We start from the raw sequence: 21,537 nt of genomic DNA, 5'->3' as shown, positions 1-21,537 counted from the left end.
AGGCGCGAGGCGCGAGGCGCGAGGCGCGAGGCGCGAGGCGCGAGGCGCGAGGCGCGAGGCGCGAGGCGCGAGGCGCGAGGCGCGAGGCGCGAGGCGCGAGGTGGGTGTGGAGGGCTAGGCGGTTACGGCGTCGGAGGGTGGGGTTGCGGAGGAGCGCCACCGGCGCCACCACTGCGCCTCCGGCAGTTCGCCGCCGGCGACCACCAGCGCGTCCAGCGCTTCGGCGGCGCTCGACGGGTCGGCCACCGGGTTCGCGCGGACCATCCGGCCGATCACTCGGCGTCGGCTCCGCATGACGTCTCCGACCAGGTCGCGGCCGGTCTCCGTGAGACCGAGCCAGGTCGCCCGCCGGTCTTCGATCCGCCGGTACCGCCGGACGAGGTCCTTGCGGACCAAGCGGTCACACATGCGGGTGACCGTAGACGGTGCCACCGCCAGCAAACTTGCCAGGTCGACGGTGCGCTGCGGCCCTCCGGCCAGCACCACCAGTGCCCGGAACTGGACCAGCGTCACGTCGACGTCCAACTGCGCCAGCGACTGCGCTGCCAGGCCGACCAACACGCGGCTGGCTGCCAGCAGGCTGTCGGTCAGCGTGCCGGCCTCTGTCGTCTGCACCCCTGCCACGCCGGAAATGCTCGCACACGCGCCTTGGGCCTGTATCAAGGTGGATGACCGGGCTACGGCGGACCCAGACGACGACCGGCGGCACCGGATCGCCGCCTGGGCCTCGCCTCGCCTCGGCCCCCACCTTGATACAGGCCCAGGAGTTACCTCAGACGCCATTCTCCACAGACCCACGAGGTCCGGCAGCCCTCTTGTACTAAAGTACAAGATATGTCGTACGCCTTCCTGCTCGCCGCGATCGCCTGCGAGGTGTTCGCCACCAGCATGCTCAAGTCGACGGAAGGGTTCAGCCGGCTCTGGCCGACGGTGGCGTGCCTGACCGGCTACACCGTCTCGTTCCTGGCCCTGTCGCAGGCGGTCAAGGAGGTTCCGGTCGGCGTCGCGTACGCCATCTGGTCCGGCCTCGGCACCGCCGCGATCGTCGCCATCGGCGCGGCGTTCCTCGGTGAGCCGATCACGCTGATCAAGGTGGCCGGGATCGGTCTCATCGTGGCCGGCGTGGTGATCCTCAACGTGGGCGGTGCGGCGCATTGACCGGCCGCCGCCCGCAGCGCCCCCGCGATCCGGAGGCGCGCCGGGCCGCGCTCGCCGCGGCGGTCGTCGAGGTCGTCGCGGAGGTCGGTATCGGTCGCACCACGCACCGCGCGGTGGCCGCCCGCGCCGGCCTGCCGCTCGGCACCACGACGTACTACTTTCCAACCCTCGACGACCTGGTCGCCACGGGCCTGGCGCACGCCACCGAGGCGCTCCGCGCGGAGTTGGACGCCTGGTCGGCGCGGCTCGGCACCGCCACAGACCCGGCCGCCACGCTGGCCGGCCTGGTGGTGGGGTACCTCGCGGACCGGCGGCGGGCGCGGGTCGAGTACGAGCTCTATGTCGCCGCGGCGCGCAACCCCGCGCTGCGGCCGCTCGCCGAGACCTGGCTCCACGGCCTTCGCGACCTGCTAATCCCGCACACCGGTGCCACGGCGGCCCGCGACGTGGCGGCGCTGGTCGACGGCGCCGTGCTCCAAGCCTTGGCGACGGACACCAAGTTGAACCGCGCGGACCTGGCCGCAGCGATCCGCCGCCTCACCCCGTGATCATTGCGTCATTCAAGTCGCTCTTACGACTTGAATGACGCAATGATCACGGGGGTGCGAGCGCCGACAAGCGAGCGCGGGCCGCCGCGACGAAACCGTCCTTGTCGTCGGCGTACAGGCGGACTCTCGTCGTGGGCTCACTGGGGCCCTTGGGGAGGTCCAATGGGGACGGTCTACGTAGGATGATGTCGATGCTGGTTTGCCCACCGGTGCCCAGGTTGACGATCGGGCCGTCGTCGTCGTGCTCGATCTGGACGCCCTTGCTGGACGGCAGCGACCTGTAGCGCCCGTGCACGGCCGCGATGTCCGTCCACGGGATCGTCACGTCGAGCCCGATCCCGTTGCGTATCCGGATCCCCGCCTCGCCCATCTCGTGCGGACGCAGGCGCAGCATCGCGAAGAGGCCGAGCATCCAGATGAGACCGTAGACACCGAGCCCCAGCACGATCCAGCGCGCCGGCGACCACGGCACCAGCCGGCTGACGATGAGGTCGAAGATGGGAACCTCCACAGCGGACAGCACGATGAAGGCGATGAGGATGGGTTTTACCACGCCCATGTAGCTGAACGTCTGCGTGCCCGGTGGATACGACGGCGGCCGGCGCAGCACCCACCGAAACAGGCTGTTCCACATCGCCGCCTCGTACGCGGAGGCTTTTCGCAGCAGGTTCATCGGGTGCTCCGGCGATACGCGGCGAGGGCCAGCGGGGCGAACACCACGACGAAAACCACCATCCACATGAGAGTCCAGAGCACCGGAGTCGCCACCGGCCCACCCACCATCAGCCCGCGCATCGCGTCCATGAGATGGCGGATCGGGTTCACCTCCACAAAGGCTCGCAGCCAGCCGGGCATCGTGCCGGGCGGTACGAAGATGTTGCTGGCGAAGGAGAGCGGGAAGATGAGCATCGCACCAACGCCCTGTACGGCCTGAGCGTCCTTCATCAGCAGGCCCAACAGTACCCAGACCCAGGACAGCGAAAGCGCGAAGGCGATCGCGAGGCCGCACGCCGCCAGCACCGCCAAGGCGTCGGTCTGGAAGCGGAAGCCCAGCAGGGTACCGAATCCGAGGAGTGCGGCGATGGCAACGACCTGCCGCACGGCGTCTCCACCGATGGCGCCGACCAGTGGCGCGATGCGCAGCGTCGGCAGGCTGCGGATGCGGTCGAAGACGCCGCTCTGCAGGTCCTGGCAGAGCGCGACGCCCACACCCATGGTGGCCAGCAGCGTCATGAGCCCGAGGATGCCGGGCAGTACGAACTGGAGGTACCGGTCGGTGCTGCCGTCGATCGCGCCGCCGAACACGTACACGAACAGCACCAGGAAGACGGCCGGCCCGAGTACGACGTCGGCGAGCACGAGCGGGTGGCGCCGGATCTTCACGATCCCCCGCCAGGACAGGGCCAGGCACTGGGTCACAGCCACCGACGCGGGCACAGTGCTCATGCGGCGATCCTCTCTTCCGTGGTCGGGTGGCCGGTCAGGGCCAGGAACACGTCGTCCAGGCTGGGCAGGCGCAGCGACAGTTCGGTCACCTCGATCGCGGCCTCGTCGACGCGCCGTACGACGGCCGGCATCACGCGGGAGTCGGCAACCGGCACGCTCAGCCGCCCGGTGGTCGCGTCGCGGGTGGGCTCGCTGCCGGCGACCTCGGCCACCAGGGCGGCGGCCTCCGGTAGGCGGGCCGGGTCGGCGACCTGTACCTCCAGGGTCTGCCGACCCGAGCGGCGCTTGAGCGCGTCCGGCGTGCCGCGGGCGACGACGGCGCCGCGGTCGAACACGACGATCTCGTCCGCGAGGCGGTCGGCCTCCTCCAGGTACTGGGTGGTGAGCAGCACGGTCGTGCCCCGCGCCGCCATCGACCGGACCGTCTCCCACATCTCGCCGCGCTTGACCGGGTCGAGGCCGGTGGTGGGTTCGTCGAGGAAGAGCACGCGTGGCTGGCCGACGAGGCTCGCCGCCAGGTCGATCCGGCGTCGCATGCCGCCCGAGTACGTCTTGACGGGCCGGCCGCCCGCGTCGCCGAGCCCGAACTCGTCCAGCAACTCGTCGGCCCGCCGCCGTGCGACTGGCCGGGGCAGCCCGAGCAGCCGGCCCACGAGGCTCAGGTTGTGGTGGCCGGTCAGCTCCTCGTCGATCGACGCGTACTGCCCGACCACGCCGATGACCTGCCGCACCCGGTACGCGTCGCGCACCACGTCGTACCCGCCGACCAGTGCCGTGCCCGCGTCAGGTCGCAGCAGCGTCGCGAGGATGCGCACGGCGGTGGTCTTGCCCGCCCCGTTGGGCCCGAGCACGCCGAGCACCTTGCCCGCGCCGATAGCGAGGTCGACGCCGGCCAGCGCGGTGACGCCGCCGTACCGTTTGACCAGCCCGTACGTCTCGATCATCACCCCTCCAGCCGTTTTACGTTGCGACTGCAATGTAACGCGGTTTCATGTCAACCGCAATGTGAAATCATGGGGCCATGCCGAAGGTGGTCGACCATCACGAACGGCGCACGCTCATCGCCGACGCCCTCCTGCGCGTCGCGGCGCGCGACGGCCTCGAAGCCGTCAGCCTGCGGCACGTCGCCACCGAGGCGGGCGTCACGTCGGGCATGGTGCAGCACTACTTCCGCACCAAGGACGAGATGATGCAGTTCGCCCTGGGCGTGGTGCGCGAGCGGAACGAGGCCCGCATCACCGCGGCGGTCACCCGCCTCGGACCGACGCCGGCTCCGCGCGACTTTCTCCAAGCGGTACTGGCCGGACTGCTCCCCCTCGACGACGCCAGCCGTGCCGATGGGCTCGTGGCGCTGGCGTTTCTCGCCTACGCGGCGGTGCGCCCCGAGGCGGGCGCGTCACTGCGGCAGGACGCACCGCAGATGGTCGCCTACATCGCCGACCAGATCCGGACGGCGCAGGCGGCCGGGGCGGCGCGCACCGGCGTCGATTCCGAGTCCGCGGCGACCGGCCTGCTGGCGGTCACCGAAGGACTGGGCATGTACCTCCTCACCGCCCAGACCACGCCGGAGAAGGCGCTGAAGACGCTGGACGCCCACCTGGCCTTCGTCTTTTCGGCCTCTTGACAGGATCACCTCAGCAGGACAATTCTCGACATTTGGTGATCTATACCGAATTGGGTGCGCTCCCACGAGAGGAGAACCCGTGATGCGCTTCCACCGGATCGGACGCGACGTCAGCGTCCTCAACGATCAACTGCCCATACCCGGCATCGGTTTCCTGGCCATCAACGCGTTCGTCCTGCACGCGGCCGAGCCCGTCGTCATCGACACGGGGCTCAGCCTGCCCGACCGAGACTTCGTCGAGTCGCTCGGCTCGGTCATGGACCCCAAGGACGTGCGCTGGATCTGGCTGACCCACCCCGACCGCGACCACACCGGGGGCATCTTCGCCCTGCTCGACGCGGCACCGCGGGCGCGGATCGTCACCACGTTCATCGGTGCCGGCATCATGTCGACGGAGCGCCCACTACCGCTCGACCGGGTGTACCTGCTCAACCCCGGCCAGTCGCTGGACGTGGGCGACCGGAAACTCACCGCGTTCCGCCCGCCGCTGTTCGACAGCCCGGCCACCGTCGGTTTCTACGACGACCGGTCCGGGGTGTGCTTCAGCTCCGACTGCTTCGGCGCGCCCATGCCGACGAGCGAGCTCGCTGGCGCCCCGGACGTGCAGGAGGCACCGGCCGAAGCCGTCCGCGACGGTCAACTGCTGTGGGCGACCCTCGACAGCCCATGGGTGCACAACGTCGACGAAACGAGGTACCTCGAAACCGTCAAGCCGCTGCGCTCGATGGCCCCGACGGCGATTCTCAGCACGCACCTGCCGCCCGCTGTCGGCCAGCACAACGAGTTCCTCGACATGCTCGCGGCGGCACCCGAGGCCAACCCGTTCATCGGCCCCGACCAGCGCGCCCTGGAGGAGATGCTCGCCAGCTTCGAACCCGTCACCGCCGCCAGCTGACCGGTCAGCAGCTGCTGTTGCCGGTCAACCCTCCCTTTTGGAGCACCACGTCCTTACCGCTCAACGTGATCCGCAGCCCTTCGGGAGCGACCTCGACACCCTGGTACTGGAGGTTCGTCGGCAACGCCTGCAACGGATACGACGTTTCGCGCGCCCGTACCTGAGAAAGCACATTGTCTGCGGGGAAGAGGAAGCCGAACATCTCGATCTCCTGCGGCGCGATGTCGAGCGTCGTACCGGTGATCCTCGGCTTGGCGTACAGGACGATGGGCGTCGGCGAGCCGTCCGGGTTGCCGCCCTTCGTGGTGGCGGTGAGCAGCCCGTCCTCGGCGCTGAACGTGGTGGGTCGACCGTCCCCTGAGGACAGTTCGGAGAACGGCTGGATGGTGGTACCGCCCACGGCCACCTTTATGCCACCGCTGTCGACCTTCACCGACCGGTACGTCACGCCGGCCGGCAGGGCGGGAAGCTTGCGGCTCAACGACTCCTGCTTGATCTGCCCCAGCACGATCCGGGCGAGCAGGTCGTCGGGCTGCCGGTTCGCACCGAGAATCTCGACGGTCTGCGGCACCAGGGTCAGCGTGCCACCGTTGAGCCGCGGTGCTGTGTGGATGGTCAGCGGGACGTTGACGATGGGCTCGACGCTGAGCGCCGTGGAGATTCCCAGTAACCCACCCTTGGCCGAGTAGGTGACCGCTCGGCCGTCCACCTCCTTGGGAAGGTTGCTCAACGGTTCGTTGGCCACACCGTCGAGCACGACGTGTACGCCGTCCTTGCGCGGCGTTATCGACTTGTAGGACACGCCATCCGGCAGGTCGGGCAGCTCCTGCTTGCGTTCGCCGCCAGCGAGATTCTTCACCTGATCGGCGGGCAGCTCGCGCCCGAACAGTTGCAGCTTCTGCGGCACCGCGGCAACCGACTCACCACGCAGTTCCATCTTGAGGTAGAGCTTGGCGGTGACGTTCTTCGCGTTCTCGGCCGGCGATACCGTCGTGACGGTCAGCGAGCCGTCTTCGGCCCGCCCGTAGGTGGTCGGCGGCTCACCCTCAGCGGTCGGCATGTTGGCGAACGGGACGGTGATGGACGCGTCCATGCTGCCGACACGCGTAGTCCCCTCCTCCGGCTGGGTCACGTCGCGCATCGTGGCTTCGAACCTGGCGTGCTCGGTGTCGCCGATGGTGATATCGGGCACCGACAGCCGCACCTCCGACATGCGCTTGCGCAATACCTGCGGGACGAGCCGCCCGCCGCCGACCTCCACCTTCGGCGGCTGCGCGAGGCTGCCGGGGCACGCGAGCTGGCTCGACACCCGCTCGGTGATCACGCTGGCGATGTATCCGTCCAGAAAGGGCAGTGGCAGGAACAGGACCGCGAGCGGAATCGCGAGCACCGGCGTGAGGCCGAACGCCAGCCACTTGGCGCGGCGCCCCTTCAGAAGGCGCCGTCCCTTGAGGAAGCCGCCATCTTCGGCCGCGTGTGCCCGCTTCGCCCTCGCCGGCGCCGCGAAAGGTGCATCTGGATCCACGCGGCCCACCTCCCATCGCCTGACCCTTACCTACCGTCCAGTACGGTTCACGGGCCGCAACAGTTCAGGGTTCCCAGTAGGTCTCGACGCGGTGACCGTCGGGATCGAGCGCCTTGAAGCCGACATACTCCGGCTCGTCTTCCGTCTCGATGAGCACGACGCCCTCTTCGACGAGGCGCGCCTGGAGCGCCCGCACGTCGTCCGGTGTGGCGGCCCGGAAGCCGAAGTGCAGGAAGTGCGGCGACGGTTCGACCTCGGCCACGGGGTGGAGAGCGAGGTCGAAACCGTCGGAGTTTCTGACGATGACCGTCCGATCTGGATACTCCTGGGCGGTCGCGGGGTCGAAGCCGAAATGCCTCTCGTAAAAGCCCTTGCTGCGCCCGACGTCGCGCACCGGGAGGCCCAGATGGTTCAGCCGCATCCCGACAGGTTAAACCCAGATCGAAGGGCTTTGAGCTACCGCGATGTCCGTCGCGGTCGATACCGTCGCTCCCGCGGCCTCACCCTCCGCGTTTTCACGATCCCCGAGTCGGCGCGGGCGGCCCAGCCGGCCCGGACGGCCCGTGCGGCCCGTGCGGCCCGGACGGCGCGGGCGGCGCGGGCGGCGCGGGCGGCGCGGGCTCGCCGATCAAGGGCAATTGCATGGATCAAGGGCGAATGCACGCGGAAAAGAGATCCAACCGCGTGCGTTCGCCCTTGATCGACGGAGGCGGCGTGGCGACACGCCGCGCTCAGCTGGCCTGGGGCGGGCGGAGGGCTAGACCTTGGCCAGCTCGGGCTCGGGCTTTCGGGTGTGGGAGGCCCAGCGCACCACGGGTGGCATCAACGCGCCGAGGATGACGAAGAGAGCGCCGAGCACCAGCCAGCCCGGCACGCCCCAGCCGATCGCGAGGGTGGTCACCACGACCGGGGCCAGCATGCCGCCGAGTTGCATGCCCATCCCGTACGCCCCCTGGTACTGGCCCTGCGCGTGCGCGGGCGCGAGCCCGAACGAGATCCCCCATCCCGCGGCCGACTGCCAGAGCTCGCCGATGACGTGCGTGAAGGAACCAGCCAGCAGCAGGGCCACCGCGACGGGCGTCGCTCCGGCGCCGCTGGCCGCGAAGAGCAGGCACGCGACCGCGATAGCCGCACCGGCCCGGCGCGAGGCACGCGCGGCGCCAGCTACTTCCTCGGTACCGCGCGCGGCGCGCACCTGGAACAGAACCACCATCGTGGTGTTCACCAGCATCAGTACCGAGATGAGCCAGCGGGGCGCGGTGGTGTGGCTGGCGATCCACAGTGGAAGCGCGATGTTGAGCAGGCCGAAGTGCATCGACATCAACCCGTCGAGCAACGTGAACACCAGGAACGGGCGGTCTCGCAGCGCCACCAGCCGTGGCCCGTGCGCGGGCGCCGCCACCGGCGGTATCGGTGCCAGCCGGGTGAGGATCGCGGCCGCGACCACGAAGCTGACGGCATCCACCATGATCAGCGCCAGGTAGCCCGCCCGGGTGTCCACGGCGATACCGACACCGGCCAGCGCGGCGCCGACCGAGATACCGACGTTGGTGGTGGCCCGCAGGTAGGCACGCGTGCGGACGCGCTGGTCAGCGGGGACGGCTCCAGCGATCACCGCGCCTCGGGCGCCACGGAAGGCCGCCTCGGCCAGTGCCATGGCGATGCTGACCACGAGGAACGACGCAAACGACCCGACCAGGGCCAACGCGGCCGTCAAGCCACCGCAGAAGAGCAGCGCGACGAACTGGATGCCGCGCGGGCCGTACCGATCCGCCAGGTAGCCCGCTGGCGTGCTCACCACCAGGCTGACCAGGGCGGTCACGGTGAGCCCGAGGCCGACCTGCGTCACCGAGAGCCCCACCGACCGGGTCAGGAACAGCGCGCTGGCGGTCAGCCAGACGCCCCGGCCAACGGTGTTGACCAGGGTTGACAGAGCGAGGACACGAGCCGCCCCGGGCGGTGGAAGCAAACGCACCCTCACCACTCAACAGTACGGACGTACGGTTTGCAAGCGCAATTCGCATTGACAGACTCTGATGTATCGCCGATGGTTGAACGGGGAGGCTGGGATGCGACGTCGAATCATCGCGCTGGCCGCGTCTGTGGCGATCGTCGCGGCAGGAGCGCTGACCATGGTGCTGCAGCCGGCCTACGCGGCGCTGCCCTGCACGGTGGAGTACAAGCTGATCCGCGAGTGGTCGAGCGGCTTCACCGCCGAGATCACGCTGACCAACCTCGGACCTCCGGCCACTGACTGGCGGCTGCGATGGCGGACCGTCGGCGGCTACGTCCTGCCGGGCTTCGAACCGGTGCCGCCCGGTTACTCGCTCGGTGGCGGCACCCATACGCCGAACGACCCGATCCTCATCCCGCCGCCGGGAGACACCCTGCCGACCGGCGCCTCTATCACCGTGCGCTGGGGCGGATTCCACAGTGGATATCTTGAACCGCCAATCAACTTCCGGTTCAACGACCAGGCGTGCAACGAGCCCCCAGCGAGCCCGACGCCTTCCTCGCCCCGGCCGGGAAACCCTGACCCGACACCGCCAACGGTAAAGTTGATCTCCCCGCAGAACGACGAATTCTTCGCCGCACCGGCGACGATCCCGATCAGGGTCGAAGCGACGGTCGCGCCAGGGCGACACATCACGCGGGTCGAGTTCAAGACCCGGGGCGTACTGCTCAATGTGGACACGACGCCGCCGTGGGCCTTCGACTGGCGTGGTGTGCCGGAAAACGGCGGCACCCGCGTCACCGCGACGGTGTTCGACAGCGTCGGCGCCGCAACGGTCAGGGAGGTCGTCGGCATTCGCGTCCTCCCGCCCGCCGCGTCCACCGACGCGCGGCCGCTGCGCGTGTCCGGCAACCAAATCGTCACGGTCGAGCGCGACCCTCGCCCGTTCCGGGCACGTGGCATCACTCGCTCCACAGTGGAGGCCGGGTGCCCGCCGAGCACCAGTATCTGGGACGGGCCGGTCGATGACGCCTCCGTGCGCGCGCTGCGGGCTCGCAGCATCAACACCGTCCGGATGTCGCTCAGCGATGCCTGCTGGCGCAATGGCAGCCTCTCCTCGCTCACCGACCGCAATGCCTACCTCACCGAAGTCGCCGCGTACGCCCGCCGGCTGATCCGGCACGGCATCACGCCGATCGTGGCACCGCGCGCCACCGCCGCCACCAGTATCGAGAGCTTCTGGCTCGACGCCGCCCGGGCGTTCCGCGACGACAACGCCGTGGTCTTCGACCTGGTCGACGCCGGCTATCCGGCCGTGGGCACCGCCGACCCGTCGCTCGTCTGGAGCTGCTGGTGGCATACGGACGCCGACTGCGCCGGGCTCGAAACCCTCTACCCGGGCGTGCAGTCGCTCATCGAGCAGATCCGCCGGTACGGGGCGTTCAACCTCATCCTCGTCGGCGGGCTGGACGGCTCCAACGACCTGAGCGGCTGGCTCGCCCACCGCCCGACCGATTTCGCGGGCCGCAGCCTGGCCGCCGCGTGGCATGTGGACAGCACATCCGCCTGTGGCACGCCGGCCTGCTGGCGGTCGACGCTGCTACCGCTCGCCGCGCAGGTGCCCGTGGTCGCCACCAGCGTCAGCACGCCGGCGGCGGCGGGTTGGCTCAGCCGCCACGGCATCGGCCAGGTACGTGCCGCGGATGATCAGTAGGAACCGTTGTTCTGGAAGTAGGTCCACGCGCCGCACGGCGTCTTGTACCGGCCCTTGACGTATCCGAGACCCCACTTGATCTGCGTGGCGGGGTTGGTCTGCCAGTCGCTGCCGGCGGACGCCATCTTGCTGCCCGGATACGCCTGCGCGATGCCGTACGCGCCGGACGAGGAGTTGCGCGCCTTGTGGTTCCAGCCGCTCTCCTTCGTCCACAGCTTCTCCAGGCACGGGAACTCCGAGATCGGGAAGCCCGCGTCGATCATCATCGCGCAGCCGATCTGGCGGTTGCCGCTGTACTCCTTGCAGGAGGTGGGGATCGGGCCGTCGTAGGGCTTCGCCGCCGCCTCCTTCTCGCGCTTCCTGCGGCTCGCCTCGTCTTCGGCCTTGCTGACCCGCTCGGCCTCGGCCTTCGCCGCGGCCTGCGCCTTCTCGGCGGCGAGCCGCTGGGCTTCGCGTTGCTGCGCCGTCGCGATCGTGTACTCGCGCTGCCGCTCCTTGAGGAACCCGATCTCCTCTTGAGTCGCGTCGGCGGCCAACTGGGCGTCGATCCCCTGCCGCTGATCGTCGCGGTACTGGCCCACGTAATAGCCGCCGCCCACTCCTACCAGGAGCAACGCGAGAGCCAAGGCCCGGATACCGAACCGAGTCCACGGTCGACTCACGAGTGTTCCCTTCGTTGGGAGGACGCGCCGCGAGAGATCCTGTCACAGACCCGACTCAGATGCTGACCGCCCGGCCGGTCGTCGCGCTTTCCCGGGCCGCGTCGAGCACCTCGACGTTGCGCACCACGTCGCGCGGGTCGACCGGTACCGGCCCGTCACCGCGGACGGCGGCGGCGAACGCCGGGTAGTACGTGTCCCAACGACCGCGCTCGGTCGGCACCGGTTCGTGGCCGCCAGCACGGTGGAGTACTCCCCAGGACGCTTCCGGCTCGGCGCCCCAGTTGTCGCCTTCGGATGCCGGCGTACGGCCGGCGATCAGGGCGGCCTCCTGACCGTCCATCCCGTCGACGGGGTTCACCACGTACGTGCCGGTCGTGCCCGTGACCCGGAACCGCGGGCCGGGCGCCGACTGCACCCAACTCCCCCACAGGTGCGACTCGACGCCGCTGGCGTGGTGCAGCGCCACGAAGACGTCGTCGTCCAGGTCAGAGCGGCCGCGCATCTCGGCGTACACCCGGGTCGCCGGGCCGAACAGCAGCAGCGCCTGGTCGACCAGGTGTGCGCCGAAGTCGCGCAGGGTGCCGCCGCCGGACGCCGGCGGGCCCGGTTCCGGTGAGTACCGCTCGAACCGCGACTCGAAGCGGGTCACCGCACCGAGTTCCCCGGCCTCGATGAGCCGCCGGACCGTGAGGAGATCTGAGTCCCAGCGCCGGTTCTGGTACACGCTGAGCGGCACCCCGGCGCTCCGCGCGGCCTCGACGAACCCGCGTGCCGTCGCTGCGTCGAGGGCGAACGGTTTGTCGACCACCACCGCGAGGCCCAGAGCGATCGCCTCGTGCACCAGGGCGACCCGGGTGTCCACCGGGGTGGAGATCGCGACCGCCCGCGCTCCCGCCGCCGCCAGCTCGGCGAGGCTGTCGAACGCCCGCACTCCCGGCTGGTCGCCCGCCAGCTCGGCGCGGCGCTGCGGGGAGCGGGTCACCACGCCGACGAAGTCGACGCCGGGCGCCGACGCGAGCAGCGGAGCGTGGAAGTAGCGACCGCCGAACCCGTACCCGACCAGCCCGAACCGCACCTCGATCATGGCCTGTCACCCTACCCGGTTCTGGCCTATAGTGTATCGGTAAAGTGACCGGTAAAGCGCTCGAAGGAACCTCATGACTGACAACGTCATCGCCGCGGTCGTCAACGTCGACATCGAAGGCCCGCGGATCAGCCGCCACGTCTACGGCCACTTCGCCGAGCACCTCGGGCGGTGCATCTACGGCGGGTTCTACGTTGGGGAGGACTCCGACATCCCGAACGAGGGCGGCATCCGGCTCGACGTGGTCGAGGCCCTGCGGGCCCTCGACATCCCGAACCTGCGGTGGCCCGGTGGCTGCTTCGCCGACGAGTACCACTGGATGGACGGCATCGGTCCCAAGGACGAGCGCCCCGTCATGGTGAACACCCACTGGGGCGGCGTCGAGGAGAACAACCACTTCGGCACGCACGAGTTCATGGCGCTGTGCGAGTTGCTGGGCACCGAGCCGTACATCAGCGGCAACGTCGGCTCCGGCACCGTGCGGGAGATGAGCGAGTGGGTCGAGTACCTCACCCGCGACGGCGACTCCCCGATGGCCCGCCTGCGCAAGGCGAACGGCCGCCAGGAACCGTGGAAGGTCAGGTTCTGGGGACTGGGCAACGAGACGTGGGGATGCGGCGGCAACATGACCGCCGAGCACTACGCGCAGGAGGCCCGCCGGTACGGCACCTACTGCCGCGACTACGGCGACAACAAGCTGTACAAGATCGCAGCGGGCGCCTCGGACTTCAACTACGACTGGACCGAGCAGCTCATGAAGCAGCTCGGGCACCTCGGCTGCCAGCGCGTCAACAGCAGCTTCTACCACGCCCTCTCGGTGCACTACTACACGATCGCGGGCACCTGGGCGAACAAGGGATCGGCCACGGTGTTCGACACCGACGAGTACTACGCGACAATGGTCAAGGCCGCCCGCACCGACGAGCTGCTCACCGGGCACTCCAACGTCATGGACTGCTACGACCCGCACAAGACCGTCGGCCTCGTCCTCGACGAGTGGGGCACCTGGTGGGACGTCGAGCCGGGCACCAACCCTGGTTTCCTGTACCAGCAGAACACTTTGCGGGACGCGCTCGTCGCGAGTGTCCACTTCGACATCTTCCACCGCCACGCCGACCGCCTGGTCATGGCGAACATCGCGCAGACGCTCAACGTGCTCCAGGCGATGATCCTGACCGACCCGGACTCGAAGGCGCTGGTACTCACGCCCACCTACCACGTCTTCCAGATGAACAAGGGCCACCAGGACGCCGCGTCCCTGCGCGTCGACGTACGCGGTGGCCTGCCGACCCGCGAGGTCGGCGACGCGACCCTGGAGACCGTCTCGGTTTCGGCCAGCCGCAAGGACGGCCGGGTACTCCTCTCACTGTCCAACCTGGACGCTGATGCCGCTGCCGATGTCGAGATCGAGCTGCGCGGCGGTGCCCTCAGCGAGGTCGAGTCGCGCATCCTGACCGCTGGGGCGCTCCAGGACCACAACACGCCGGAGTCTCCCGAGTCGGTCGCCCCGCGCGCCCACAACGGTTTCTCCATCGAAGGCGACACCCTCCGGGTACACCTTCCGGCTCACTCCTTCGTCACCGTCACCGGCACCGTCAGCGGGTCGACTCGCGGGCGATGATGTCGAACGGCGCGACGTACTCGGCCGTCGGGCGGGCCGGATCCGCCATGCGCTCGACGACCAGGCGGACCGCCATCTCGGCCATCCACCCGTGGTCGGGTGCGACCGTGGTCAGCGACGGCACCAGGTACTTCGACTCGGGAATGTCGTCGAACCCGACGAGACGTACCTGTCGGGGGCAAGCCAAACCGTGATCGGCGAGGCCGCGCAGTACACCTTGCGCGACCGTGTCGGTCACCGCGACCACGCCGTCGAACTCGGCACCGGCTCCCACGAGCCGGTGCACCGCCGTGCGACCCGACTCGAGCGTCATCACGGGAGAGGTCACCAGCAGCGCGGGATCGGCTTTGAGGCCACGCTCGGCGAGCGCGGCGGCGTAGCCGCGCCTGCGGCTGGCCACCACGTTGACGCCTTCGAGGTCGTCGCCGGTGACGAACGCGATGCGGCGGCAGCCACGGTTGATCAGGTGCTCGGTGGCGGCCCTGGTGCCCTCCTCGTTGGGCATGGCGACGTGGTCGAAGGCCGCCCCGAAGTCTCGCTCGCCCAGCATCACGATCGGGATGCTTCCATCGGTCACCTGGTGCTGGCGCGGGTCGAGCACGACCGCGCTGAGGATCAGGCCGTCGAGCTGAAGGTTGTGCGACTGGGCGATCGCCTCGACCTCGCCGGCGATCACGGCACCGGTCTGCTCGATCGCGACATGGAACCCGCGCCGGGCCGCGTGTTCGATCACGCGCGCGGCGAGCATGCCGAAGTAGGGGCGGTCGACCTCGGGCACGGCGAGACCGATGACACCGGTACGCCCGGACTTGAGCGTCCGCGCGGAGAGGTTGAGGTGGTAGCCCGACTCCGCGATCACCTCCAGGACGCGGCGGCGGACGGGCTCGCTCACTCCGGTGCGATTGTTGACGACGTTCGAGACCGTCATCTTCGAGACGCCGGCCAGTCGAGCGACGTCACCCATCGTCACCATGCCGCGAGTTTATCGGTAAATGCCGCCGGCCAAGGCAAGATGGTCCGGTGGAGAAGATCGAGATCAGGCGGGTCGGATACCTCGACCCGGACGCGCAGGTACTGATCAAGGCCGCCCTGGCCGACCTGGCCGAGCGGTACGAGGACGACGAGGGCGACGCCACCCCGGTCGACGCGACCGACTTCGAACCGCCGCACGGGGCGTTCCTCGTGACGTACCTGAACCAGCAGCCGGTGTCCTCCGGCGCGTGGCGCAGCCACGGCGAAGACGGCACGGTCGCGGAGATCAAGCGGATGTACACGCTGCCGGCCGCCCGCGGGCGCGGCCTCGCGCGGGCGGTCCTGGCCGCGGTGGAGCGATCGGCCCGCGAGCACGGCCGGCGCCGGATCGTGCTGGAGACCGGCGGACGCCAGCCTGAGGCGATCAACCTGTACCTGTCGGCGGGGTACCAGCGGATCCCCGACTTCGGCTTCTACCGGGATGAACCGGACGTCCGCTCGTTCGGGAAGGAACTCTGAGAAATCGGGGCGCCGAGCGCCGCCGCGACCGACGTGGCGAGCTCGCTCACATATCCCTGCGGCAGCGGCGTGCGCGCGACGGCCAGCCGCCAATAGATCGGGCCGATGATCAGATCGACCGCCGTGTCCGGATCGGTGCCAGCGGGCAGCTCGCCACGCGCGACGGCTCGCCCGATGAGCAGCTCCGACGCCTGGCGCTGGTTGGCCCGCAGCGCCTCCTGGAGGGTGTGCCCGATCTTCGGGTTGCGGGCCGCCTCGGCGAGCAGGTCAGGGATGATCTGCGAGGCCAGCCGGTGCCGGAGCGCGCGGGACACGACGTGCAGCACCATCTCGATGTCGCCGCGCAGGCTGCCGGTGTCGAGCAGCGGCAGGCTCTGGCTGGCGACCTCGGAGACGATCTCCAAAACCATCTCCAGCTTCGAACTCCACCGGCGATAGACGGCGGTCTTGCCAACACCCGCCCGGCGGGCGACCCCCTCGATCGAGAGACGGCCGTAGCCGACCGCGGCGAGCTCCTGCGTGACGGCCTGGCGGATGGCGGTCGTGACATCTTCCCGGAGCACGGCCGCGCCGGCTGCAGGTCTCTTCCTCACGGCCGCCACCAGGGCAATATAGCCCACGACGCTACGGTTGCGTATCGACGTGGGCTCTGACTATCCTGAGTTGGCGTCGATACGGTAGCGTTCCATCGCTCGCCAGTCACGGGTTGAGCGATGCGCTGATGACAAGGATCGGAAATGACCGATACGGTGGTAGTCGATCCAGACTCGCACCTGTCCCAGGCGGAGCTGGCTGCCAAGCACGGCCTCACCGTTGCTGGCGCGCGGCCGGGCCTCGCGGCGTACACCAGGCGACTCTGGTCTTACCGGCACTTCATATCCGCGTACGCCAACGCGCGGATCGTCTCCTCGTTCAGCACGACGCGGCTCGGGCGGCTCTGGCAGGTGCTCACGCCGCTGACGAACGCAGCCGTCTACTACCTGATCTTCGGCGTGGTGCTCAACACCAAGGCCGATGTGCCCAACTTCATCGCCTACCTGTGCACCGGGCTGTTCGTCTTCGTCTTCAGCCAGACCGCCATCCAGGGCGGCGTGCAGGCCATCTCGGGCAATCTGGGCCTCATCCGGGCGCTTCAATTTCCCCGGGCCTGCCTGCCGATCGCGGTGACGCTCACCCAGTTCAGCAACATGGTGGCCTCACTCGTCGTCCTCGTCGGGATCGTCCTGGTCACCGGCGAGCCGGTCACCATCCAGTGGCTGATCGTCGTGCCGGCCCTGTTGCTGCAGTCGGTGTTCAACGCGGGCGTCGCGATGATCGTGGCCCGGCTGGGCGCGAAGCTGGCCGACCTGAAGCAGCTCATCCCCTTCATCATGCGCACCTGGATGTACGCCTCCGGCGTGCTCTACAGCGTCGCCCTCTTCGAGCGCCACCTCCCGGAGTGGGCCACGCGGGTGCTGGAATCCAACCCGTTGCTGGTCTACATCGAGCTGATGCGGCACGCGCTGCTCGAAGGGGCGCCGCTGGCCTCGTCCGTGCCGGTGCTGTGGGCGCTGGCCGCCGGTTGGGCGCTCGTCGCCGGCATCGGCGGGTTCGTGTATTTCTGGCTGGGTGAACAGGAGTACGGCCGTGGCTGAGCGGATCCCGACGATCGTCGCGGACAACGTCCACGTGGTCTATCGAGTGCATGGCGCGGGCACCCCGGGCACCGGATCACCGGTAGCGGGACTGCGGCGCCTGGTCACCCGCAGCCGCCCGCCGACGATCCGCGAGGTGCACGCGATCAAGGGCGTGAGCTTCACGGCGTACCGGGGTGAGGCGATCGGGCTCATCGGCACCAACGGCTCCGGCAAGTCGACGCTCCTGCGGGCGGTCGCAGGGCTGCTGCCCGTCGACCGCGGCGCCCTCTACGCGATGGGCCAGCCGTCGCTGCTCGGCGTGAACGCCGCACTGATGAACGACCTGTCCGGCGAGCGCAACGTGGAGCTCGGCTGCCTGGCCATGGGCATGAGCAAGGCACAGGTACGCGACCAGACGCCGAAAATCATCGAGTTCTCCGGCATCAACGACCGGGGCGACTTCAGCTCATTGCCGATGCGCACATACTCGTCCGGCATGGCCGCCCGGCTCCGGTTCTCCATCGCCGCCGCGAAGCGCCACGACGTGCTGCTCATCGACGAGGCGCTCGCCACCGGCGACGCCCAGTTCCGCCGCCGCAGCGAGGCGCGCGTACGCGATCTGCGCTCCGACGCCGGCACGGTCTTCCTCGTCAGCCACACGATGGCCTCGATCGTCGACACCTGCGAGCGCTCGATCTGGCTGGAGTCCGGCGTCATCCGCGCCGACGGCCCCACCGACGAGGTCGTCAAGCAGTACGAAGACTTCGCCAAACGAAAGTAAGCCAGCTCAGCTCCTTGGAGAGGAGCTTGGGTTCGAGTACTGGCGCGAAGTGACCGGCGCCCGGCAGCTCGCGGATGTGCGCGTCGGGCACGTGCCGGGCGATGTGCTCTGCCGATTCCCTCCATAGGGAGCTGAGCAGGGTCTGCTCGCCGCACAGCACCAGCACCGGCACGCTGACCTGCTCGAGCGCCTCGGGGTCGATGGAGCGCGGGCCCTCGTAGGCGTTGTCCTGCCCGAGGTCGTTGAGCAGAGCCGGTACGGCGCCGGCCCAACGGTCGAAGAAGCTCGTCGGCTCCAGTGCGGCGACCTCGTCGTCGGTGCAGATGCCGGCGGCGAAGGCGCGTACCGCGTCGACGAACCGGCCGTCGGCGGCGGCCAGGCCCACGTTCTGCAGTGCCGCGCCGAGCCGTGGCATGTCGGCCTGGCCGGTACCGGGGACGATCGGCTCATAGGCGGCGACGGCGGTCACGGAGTCGCTTCGAGCGGCCGCGCCCAGGCACCACGGCCCGCTGCCCGACCAGCCCACAAGGCATACCGGCTCGCCGATGCTGTCGACGAAGGCGGTGACGTCCTCGACAAGGCGGGGCGGCGTGTGGTCGGGGTGGTCGCCCGACAGGCCGCGACCGCGGATGCTCGGCAGGTAGCAGGTGAACCGGTCGGTGAGGTGTGGCAGCAGTGCCTCCCAGGCGAGGTCGCCGTGCCCGATCGCCCCGTGGACCAGTACCAGCGCCGGCCCTTGCCCCGCGACCCGTCCGGCGATCTCGGTGCCGTCGGCGGAGACGGCTCGGTGGATCCGCTTCTCGTTCATGGTGGCTGCTCCTGACCTTTTCGGCGCCACTGGTCGGTGCCTCTTCCCAGGACGCTAGGAGCGCGCCGGGTGTGTGGCATCGGTGGAACCAGCCGACCCGCGTCGGCTCCGACTACGCGGTTCCGCGTAGTCGATCCCGTGCTCGATGGCGTAGCGGGCGGCCTGGGTGCGGGAGGTGACACCGAGTTTGTTGTAGATGTTCGTCAGGTGCCGGCCGACCGTGCGGTCGCTGATGAACAATCGCTCGCCGATCTCGCGGTTGGAGCGTCCTTCGGCGACGAGCGTGAGGACCTCGCACTCGCGCCCGCTCAGTCCGTCTGGGGCTTCCCGACCCGGCCGGCGAACGCCCAGCCGCTCGTACGCCTCTTCTGCCCGGGTCTCCTCCGCGGCGGCGGACGCCTCGTCGCCGAGTGCCCGGTACGCCTCAGCCAGCCGGATGCAGGTGAGGGCGGCGTCGTGTGGCGCGCCGAGCTCGTACCAGCGCCGGCAGGCGTCGCGCAGTACCGGAAGGGCCTCCTCGGCGCGGGCCCCGGCCAGTAGCATCGCGCCGCGCGCACCGGCCGCCATCGCCTCCAGCCCGGAGGTGGCATAGGTCGCCGCCGTGGCCGCAAGCTCGTCGGCGGCTGCCGACGCGTCGTCCGGCCGTCCCGCGGCGACCGCGATCTCGACCGCGGCGGCGCACAACGTCGCTCTGCGCAGGTCATCGCTGCCCGCGGCGGTCAGGGCGGTGCGTACCGACGTCGCGGCTCCCGCGGCGTCGCCACCCAACAACTGCAGCAGTGCCCGCCCCGGCTGCGGGTCACGCCCGCGGGCGTGCGCCTCGTCGTAGGCGCCCGCGGCGCTCGGGTCGCCGCGCAGCCGGCGTGCTTCGGCGACGACGTACCAGGCCTCGGCGGCGTAGTCGATACGGTTGGCGTCGAGATCGGGCAGGACCCGCAGCGCTGTGCGTTCGGCCTCGTCCCACCTGCCGTGGATGACGTGGAGCTGAGCCCGGTGCACCGCGCACAGCCCCCCGAACGCCACCGCCGCGGGAAATGTGGCCAGCCACCGCTCGGCAAGGTCGGTCCACCGGGCCATCCGGCGCACCTCCGCGACCTCGTGACAGGCCGCGATGGTGTGGCAGTAGAGGACGCCGGACACGAACGAGGCGAGCTCGCCGTCCAGTACGGCGATCATCGCCTCGTCGAGCAGCCTCAGCCCGTCGATCACCTGGCCCGACCTGATGAGCGCGCGCCCCTCGCCGTTGAGGCCGATGGCCACCAGGTCGGGCTGGCCGAGCCGGCGGCCCACGTCGCGCACCCGGCGTGCCGCGTCCAACGCGGCCGCCGGCTGCCCGGCCCGCAGGCTCGGCTCCACCCCGGTCAGGTGGAGCAACAGCCCGTGCACCGGGCACTCCGGTACGCCCTCCAGCAGGTGTCCGGCGCGGCCGATCCACCCCACGCCTTGCGTCTCGTCGCCCCGCGCCAGGTGCAATACGCCCAGCGTCAGGGCGGACGCGGCGGCTTCCACCGGTCGGGAGCCGGCCAGGAAGGCGTCGCATGCCGCGGCGCTGAGCCGCAGGCTGTCGTCGATGCGGCCGAGCCACCACACAGCATCGGCATAACCGGCCAGGTCGTGCGCGGCGAGCCGATCGATCGGGACGGCGTCGAAGCGCGTCGCGGCAGTGAGCCATTCGCGCGCCGCGTATGCCTCCCGCGCCTGGGTCAGGCCGTCCGTGTGCTCGTCCACGCGCTTCCTCCGTCGACGATCAACAGACTACTCACCGTTACCCCGTGTGTCGCAGGATCTCGGGGATGGCGACGTCCCAGGCCACCTTCGGGATCTCGTGCCCGGTCCGTTCCAGGGCCACCAGCCGGGCGCCTGGGATCTCCTTTGCCAGGGCACGCCCGTGCTCGTACGGGAACAGGGGATCCTCGGTGCCGTGCAGTACCAGCGTGGGAGCGCTCACCTTCGCGAGTTGCTCCCGTGGATGGCCCGAGTCCGCGGCCGTGAAGTGGTTCATGGCCGAGGCCATGTTGGTGGTGCGGTCGTACGCGCGGCTCACGAGATCCCGCATGGCGTCCTCCTCGAAGGGACGGGAGGCCGCCGCGAACCGGCGGGCGTCCGCGACGAGGTAGTCGATCACCGATGCGCGGTCGGACCAGTCCGGTTCGGCCATCTCGCCCGAGAACGCGGCCTGGAGTTCGGGGGTCATCGAGGGGAGATCATCTCCCTCCCCCGGGCTCGTCGAGATCAGGGCGAGTGAGGCCACCCGGCCGGGATGGTCCAGCGCCAGCTTCAGGGCGATCCGGCCGCCCATCGACATGCCGACGATGTGCGCGGTGGCGAGGCCGTACGCGTCGAGCAGGCCCACGGCGTCGGCCACGAGATCGTTCGCGCTGTATCCGGGAGCGCCCGGCTCGTACGTGGTCGACTGGCCGGTGTCCCGGTGGTCGTACCGGATGACGAACCGCCCGGCGGTGGCGAGGCGCTCGCAGAACTCGTCTTCCCACCAGTCCATCGAGGCTCCGCCGCCCATGATCAGCAAGATGGCCGGATTGGCGGGGTCGCCGAAGCTTTCGGTAGCAAGGGTCACGCCGTTGGTCTGGATGAGTCGCTCCATGATTTCTC

Annotated in this window: 23 protein-coding genes; 9 read left to right on the top strand and 14 right to left on the bottom strand. The window is 69.8% G+C overall.

Annotation, left to right across the window (positions count from 1 at the left end; translation table 11 throughout):
- Window positions 1-114: 114 nt before the first annotated feature.
- Window positions 115-624: a MarR family winged helix-turn-helix transcriptional regulator gene (locus tag QMG73_RS25725; RefSeq protein WP_281899808.1), complete on the bottom strand. Its 510-nt coding sequence runs from the start codon at window positions 622-624 to the stop codon at window positions 115-117.
- A gap of 210 nt (window positions 625-834) precedes the next feature.
- On the opposite strand from QMG73_RS25725, the gene QMG73_RS25720 reads away from it, so the two are divergent.
- Window positions 835-1,158 (top strand): DMT family transporter, encoded by a 324-nt coding sequence (locus tag QMG73_RS25720; RefSeq protein ID WP_281899806.1) that lies wholly within the window; start codon window positions 835-837, stop codon window positions 1,156-1,158.
- Window positions 1,155-1,706 carry a TetR/AcrR family transcriptional regulator gene (locus QMG73_RS25715; RefSeq protein WP_281899805.1) on the top strand — a complete coding sequence of 184 codons (552 nt, stop codon included), beginning with the start codon at window positions 1,155-1,157 and terminating at the stop codon, window positions 1,704-1,706. Before QMG73_RS25720 ends, QMG73_RS25715 begins: the two co-directional genes overlap by 4 nt.
- Window positions 1,707-1,752: 46 nt before the next feature.
- On the opposite strand, the gene QMG73_RS25710 is transcribed toward QMG73_RS25715, so the two are convergent.
- From QMG73_RS25710 to QMG73_RS25700, 3 genes are read right to left on the bottom strand one after another with little or no spacing between them, the layout of a single operon-like run.
- Window positions 1,753-2,379, bottom strand: a complete 627-nt coding sequence (locus tag QMG73_RS25710; protein WP_281899802.1) for a hypothetical protein — start codon at window positions 2,377-2,379, stop codon at window positions 1,753-1,755.
- Entirely contained in the window at window positions 2,376-3,152 is a 777-nt protein-coding gene (locus tag QMG73_RS25705) for an ABC transporter permease (protein ID WP_281899800.1), read from the bottom strand. The genes QMG73_RS25710 and QMG73_RS25705 overlap by 4 nt, the downstream gene beginning before the upstream one ends.
- Window positions 3,149-4,096 (bottom strand): ATP-binding cassette domain-containing protein, encoded by a 948-nt coding sequence (locus QMG73_RS25700; RefSeq protein WP_281899799.1) that lies wholly within the window; start codon window positions 4,094-4,096, stop codon window positions 3,149-3,151. The genes QMG73_RS25705 and QMG73_RS25700 overlap by 4 nt, the downstream gene beginning before the upstream one ends.
- A 77-nt stretch (window positions 4,097-4,173) precedes the next feature.
- On the opposite strand from QMG73_RS25700, the gene QMG73_RS25695 reads away from it, so the two are divergent.
- Window positions 4,174-4,776: a TetR/AcrR family transcriptional regulator gene (locus QMG73_RS25695; RefSeq protein ID WP_281899797.1), complete on the top strand. Its 603-nt coding sequence runs from the start codon at window positions 4,174-4,176 to the stop codon at window positions 4,774-4,776.
- 82 nt (window positions 4,777-4,858) lie between these two features.
- Window positions 4,859-5,671, top strand: a complete 813-nt coding sequence (locus QMG73_RS25690; RefSeq protein ID WP_281899809.1) for an MBL fold metallo-hydrolase — start codon at window positions 4,859-4,861, stop codon at window positions 5,669-5,671.
- A gap of 4 nt (window positions 5,672-5,675) precedes the next feature.
- On the opposite strand, the gene QMG73_RS25685 is transcribed toward QMG73_RS25690, so the two are convergent.
- The 3 genes from QMG73_RS25685 to QMG73_RS25675 form a co-directional block, all read right to left on the bottom strand.
- Entirely contained in the window at window positions 5,676-7,196 is a 1,521-nt protein-coding gene (locus QMG73_RS25685) for an LmeA family phospholipid-binding protein (RefSeq protein WP_281899795.1), read from the bottom strand.
- Between the two features lie 64 nt (window positions 7,197-7,260).
- Window positions 7,261-7,617 (bottom strand): VOC family protein, encoded by a 357-nt coding sequence (locus tag QMG73_RS25680; RefSeq protein ID WP_281899793.1) that lies wholly within the window; start codon window positions 7,615-7,617, stop codon window positions 7,261-7,263.
- A 336-nt stretch (window positions 7,618-7,953) separates the two neighbouring features.
- Complete coding sequence (locus QMG73_RS25675; RefSeq protein WP_281899791.1) at window positions 7,954-9,177, bottom strand: MFS transporter; 1,224 nt, start codon at window positions 9,175-9,177, stop codon at window positions 7,954-7,956.
- Between the two features lie 88 nt (window positions 9,178-9,265).
- Here QMG73_RS25675 and QMG73_RS25670 point away from each other — a divergent pair, with 88 nt between their 5' ends.
- A complete protein-coding gene (locus QMG73_RS25670; RefSeq protein ID WP_281899789.1) occupies window positions 9,266-10,864 on the top strand; it encodes an Ig-like domain-containing protein in 1,599 nt (532 codons plus the stop codon).
- Here QMG73_RS25670 and QMG73_RS25665 read toward each other — a convergent pair.
- Window positions 10,858-11,526 carry an aggregation-promoting factor C-terminal-like domain-containing protein gene (locus tag QMG73_RS25665; protein WP_281899787.1) on the bottom strand — a complete coding sequence of 223 codons (669 nt, stop codon included), beginning with the start codon at window positions 11,524-11,526 and terminating at the stop codon, window positions 10,858-10,860. The genes QMG73_RS25670 and QMG73_RS25665 overlap by 7 nt on opposite strands.
- Before the next feature lie 55 nt (window positions 11,527-11,581).
- On the bottom strand, window positions 11,582-12,610 hold the full coding sequence (locus QMG73_RS25660; protein WP_281899784.1) for a Gfo/Idh/MocA family protein: 1,029 nt from the start codon (window positions 12,608-12,610) through the stop codon (window positions 11,582-11,584).
- 73 nt (window positions 12,611-12,683) lie between these two features.
- Between QMG73_RS25660 and QMG73_RS25655 the strand changes: the two genes are divergently transcribed.
- On the top strand, window positions 12,684-14,231 hold the full coding sequence (locus QMG73_RS25655) for an alpha-N-arabinofuranosidase (protein ID WP_281899783.1): 1,548 nt from the start codon (window positions 12,684-12,686) through the stop codon (window positions 14,229-14,231).
- On the opposite strand, the gene QMG73_RS25650 is transcribed toward QMG73_RS25655, so the two are convergent.
- Complete coding sequence (locus QMG73_RS25650) at window positions 14,206-15,204, bottom strand: LacI family DNA-binding transcriptional regulator (protein ID WP_281899782.1); 999 nt, start codon at window positions 15,202-15,204, stop codon at window positions 14,206-14,208. The two genes, QMG73_RS25655 and QMG73_RS25650, sit on opposite strands and share 26 nt — an antisense overlap.
- Window positions 15,205-15,251: 47 nt before the next feature.
- On the opposite strand from QMG73_RS25650, the gene QMG73_RS25645 reads away from it, so the two are divergent.
- A complete protein-coding gene (locus QMG73_RS25645; protein ID WP_281899781.1) occupies window positions 15,252-15,722 on the top strand; it encodes a GNAT family N-acetyltransferase in 471 nt (156 codons plus the stop codon).
- On the opposite strand, the gene QMG73_RS25640 is transcribed toward QMG73_RS25645, so the two are convergent.
- A complete protein-coding gene (locus QMG73_RS25640; RefSeq protein ID WP_281899780.1) occupies window positions 15,677-16,324 on the bottom strand; it encodes a TetR/AcrR family transcriptional regulator in 648 nt (215 codons plus the stop codon). The two genes, QMG73_RS25645 and QMG73_RS25640, sit on opposite strands and share 46 nt — an antisense overlap.
- Window positions 16,325-16,459: 135 nt before the next feature.
- Here QMG73_RS25640 and QMG73_RS25635 point away from each other — a divergent pair, with 135 nt between their 5' ends.
- Window positions 16,460-17,356 carry an ABC transporter permease gene (locus QMG73_RS25635; protein WP_281899779.1) on the top strand — a complete coding sequence of 299 codons (897 nt, stop codon included), beginning with the start codon at window positions 16,460-16,462 and terminating at the stop codon, window positions 17,354-17,356.
- The gene (locus tag QMG73_RS25630) at window positions 17,319-18,119 is read left to right on the top strand and encodes an ABC transporter ATP-binding protein (RefSeq protein WP_309299526.1); all 801 of its coding nucleotides are present in this window, start codon (window positions 17,319-17,321) and stop codon (window positions 18,117-18,119) included. The genes QMG73_RS25635 and QMG73_RS25630 overlap by 38 nt, the downstream gene beginning before the upstream one ends.
- On the opposite strand, the gene QMG73_RS25625 is transcribed toward QMG73_RS25630, so the two are convergent.
- Genes QMG73_RS25625 through QMG73_RS25615 form a run of 3 tightly spaced genes read right to left on the bottom strand, consistent with a single transcriptional unit; the run spans window position 18,085 to window position 21,529 of the window.
- Window positions 18,085-18,927 (bottom strand): alpha/beta fold hydrolase, encoded by an 843-nt coding sequence (locus QMG73_RS25625; protein ID WP_281899777.1) that lies wholly within the window; start codon window positions 18,925-18,927, stop codon window positions 18,085-18,087. The genes QMG73_RS25630 and QMG73_RS25625 overlap by 35 nt on opposite strands.
- A gap of 54 nt (window positions 18,928-18,981) precedes the next feature.
- The gene (locus QMG73_RS25620) at window positions 18,982-20,655 is read right to left on the bottom strand and encodes a helix-turn-helix domain-containing protein (RefSeq protein ID WP_281899776.1); all 1,674 of its coding nucleotides are present in this window, start codon (window positions 20,653-20,655) and stop codon (window positions 18,982-18,984) included.
- A 37-nt stretch (window positions 20,656-20,692) separates the two neighbouring features.
- Window positions 20,693-21,529: an alpha/beta fold hydrolase gene (locus QMG73_RS25615; protein ID WP_281899774.1), complete on the bottom strand. Its 837-nt coding sequence runs from the start codon at window positions 21,527-21,529 to the stop codon at window positions 20,693-20,695.
- Window positions 21,530-21,537 lie beyond the last annotated feature (8 nt).

This window comes from Phytohabitans aurantiacus (genome assembly GCF_027923225.1).
GTDB lineage: Bacteria > Actinomycetota > Actinomycetes > Mycobacteriales > Micromonosporaceae > Phytohabitans > Phytohabitans aurantiacus.
This window is presented reverse-complemented; position numbering and strand designations above follow the sequence as displayed.

What these genes read in the sequence shown, in the direction of transcription:
- QMG73_RS25680 (WP_281899793.1), bottom strand. Translation starts at nt 7,617, where the DNA reads ATGCGGCTGAACCATCTGGGCCTCCCGGTGCGCGACGTCGGGCGCAGC.
- QMG73_RS25690 (WP_281899809.1), top strand. Translation starts at nt 4,859, where the DNA reads ATGCGCTTCCACCGGATCGGACGCGACGTCAGCGTCCTCAACGATCAA.
- QMG73_RS25660 (WP_281899784.1), bottom strand. Translation starts at nt 12,610, where the DNA reads ATGATCGAGGTGCGGTTCGGGCTGGTCGGGTACGGGTTCGGCGGTCGC.
- QMG73_RS25710 (WP_281899802.1), bottom strand. Translation starts at nt 2,379, where the DNA reads ATGAACCTGCTGCGAAAAGCCTCCGCGTACGAGGCGGCGATGTGGAAC.
- QMG73_RS25705 (WP_281899800.1), bottom strand. Translation starts at nt 3,152, where the DNA reads ATGAGCACTGTGCCCGCGTCGGTGGCTGTGACCCAGTGCCTGGCCCTG.
- QMG73_RS25670 (WP_281899789.1), top strand. Translation starts at nt 9,266, where the DNA reads ATGCGACGTCGAATCATCGCGCTGGCCGCGTCTGTGGCGATCGTCGCG.
- QMG73_RS25655 (WP_281899783.1), top strand. Translation starts at nt 12,684, where the DNA reads ATGACTGACAACGTCATCGCCGCGGTCGTCAACGTCGACATCGAAGGC.
- QMG73_RS25720 (WP_281899806.1), top strand. Translation starts at nt 835, where the DNA reads ATGTCGTACGCCTTCCTGCTCGCCGCGATCGCCTGCGAGGTGTTCGCC.
- QMG73_RS25700 (WP_281899799.1), bottom strand. Translation starts at nt 4,096, where the DNA reads ATGATCGAGACGTACGGGCTGGTCAAACGGTACGGCGGCGTCACCGCG.
- QMG73_RS25615 (WP_281899774.1), bottom strand. Translation starts at nt 21,529, where the DNA reads ATGGAGCGACTCATCCAGACCAACGGCGTGACCCTTGCTACCGAAAGC.
- QMG73_RS25695 (WP_281899797.1), top strand. Translation starts at nt 4,174, where the DNA reads ATGCCGAAGGTGGTCGACCATCACGAACGGCGCACGCTCATCGCCGAC.
- QMG73_RS25625 (WP_281899777.1), bottom strand. Translation starts at nt 18,927, where the DNA reads ATGAACGAGAAGCGGATCCACCGAGCCGTCTCCGCCGACGGCACCGAG.
- QMG73_RS25650 (WP_281899782.1), bottom strand. Translation starts at nt 15,204, where the DNA reads ATGGTGACGATGGGTGACGTCGCTCGACTGGCCGGCGTCTCGAAGATG.
- QMG73_RS25635 (WP_281899779.1), top strand. Translation starts at nt 16,460, where the DNA reads ATGACCGATACGGTGGTAGTCGATCCAGACTCGCACCTGTCCCAGGCG.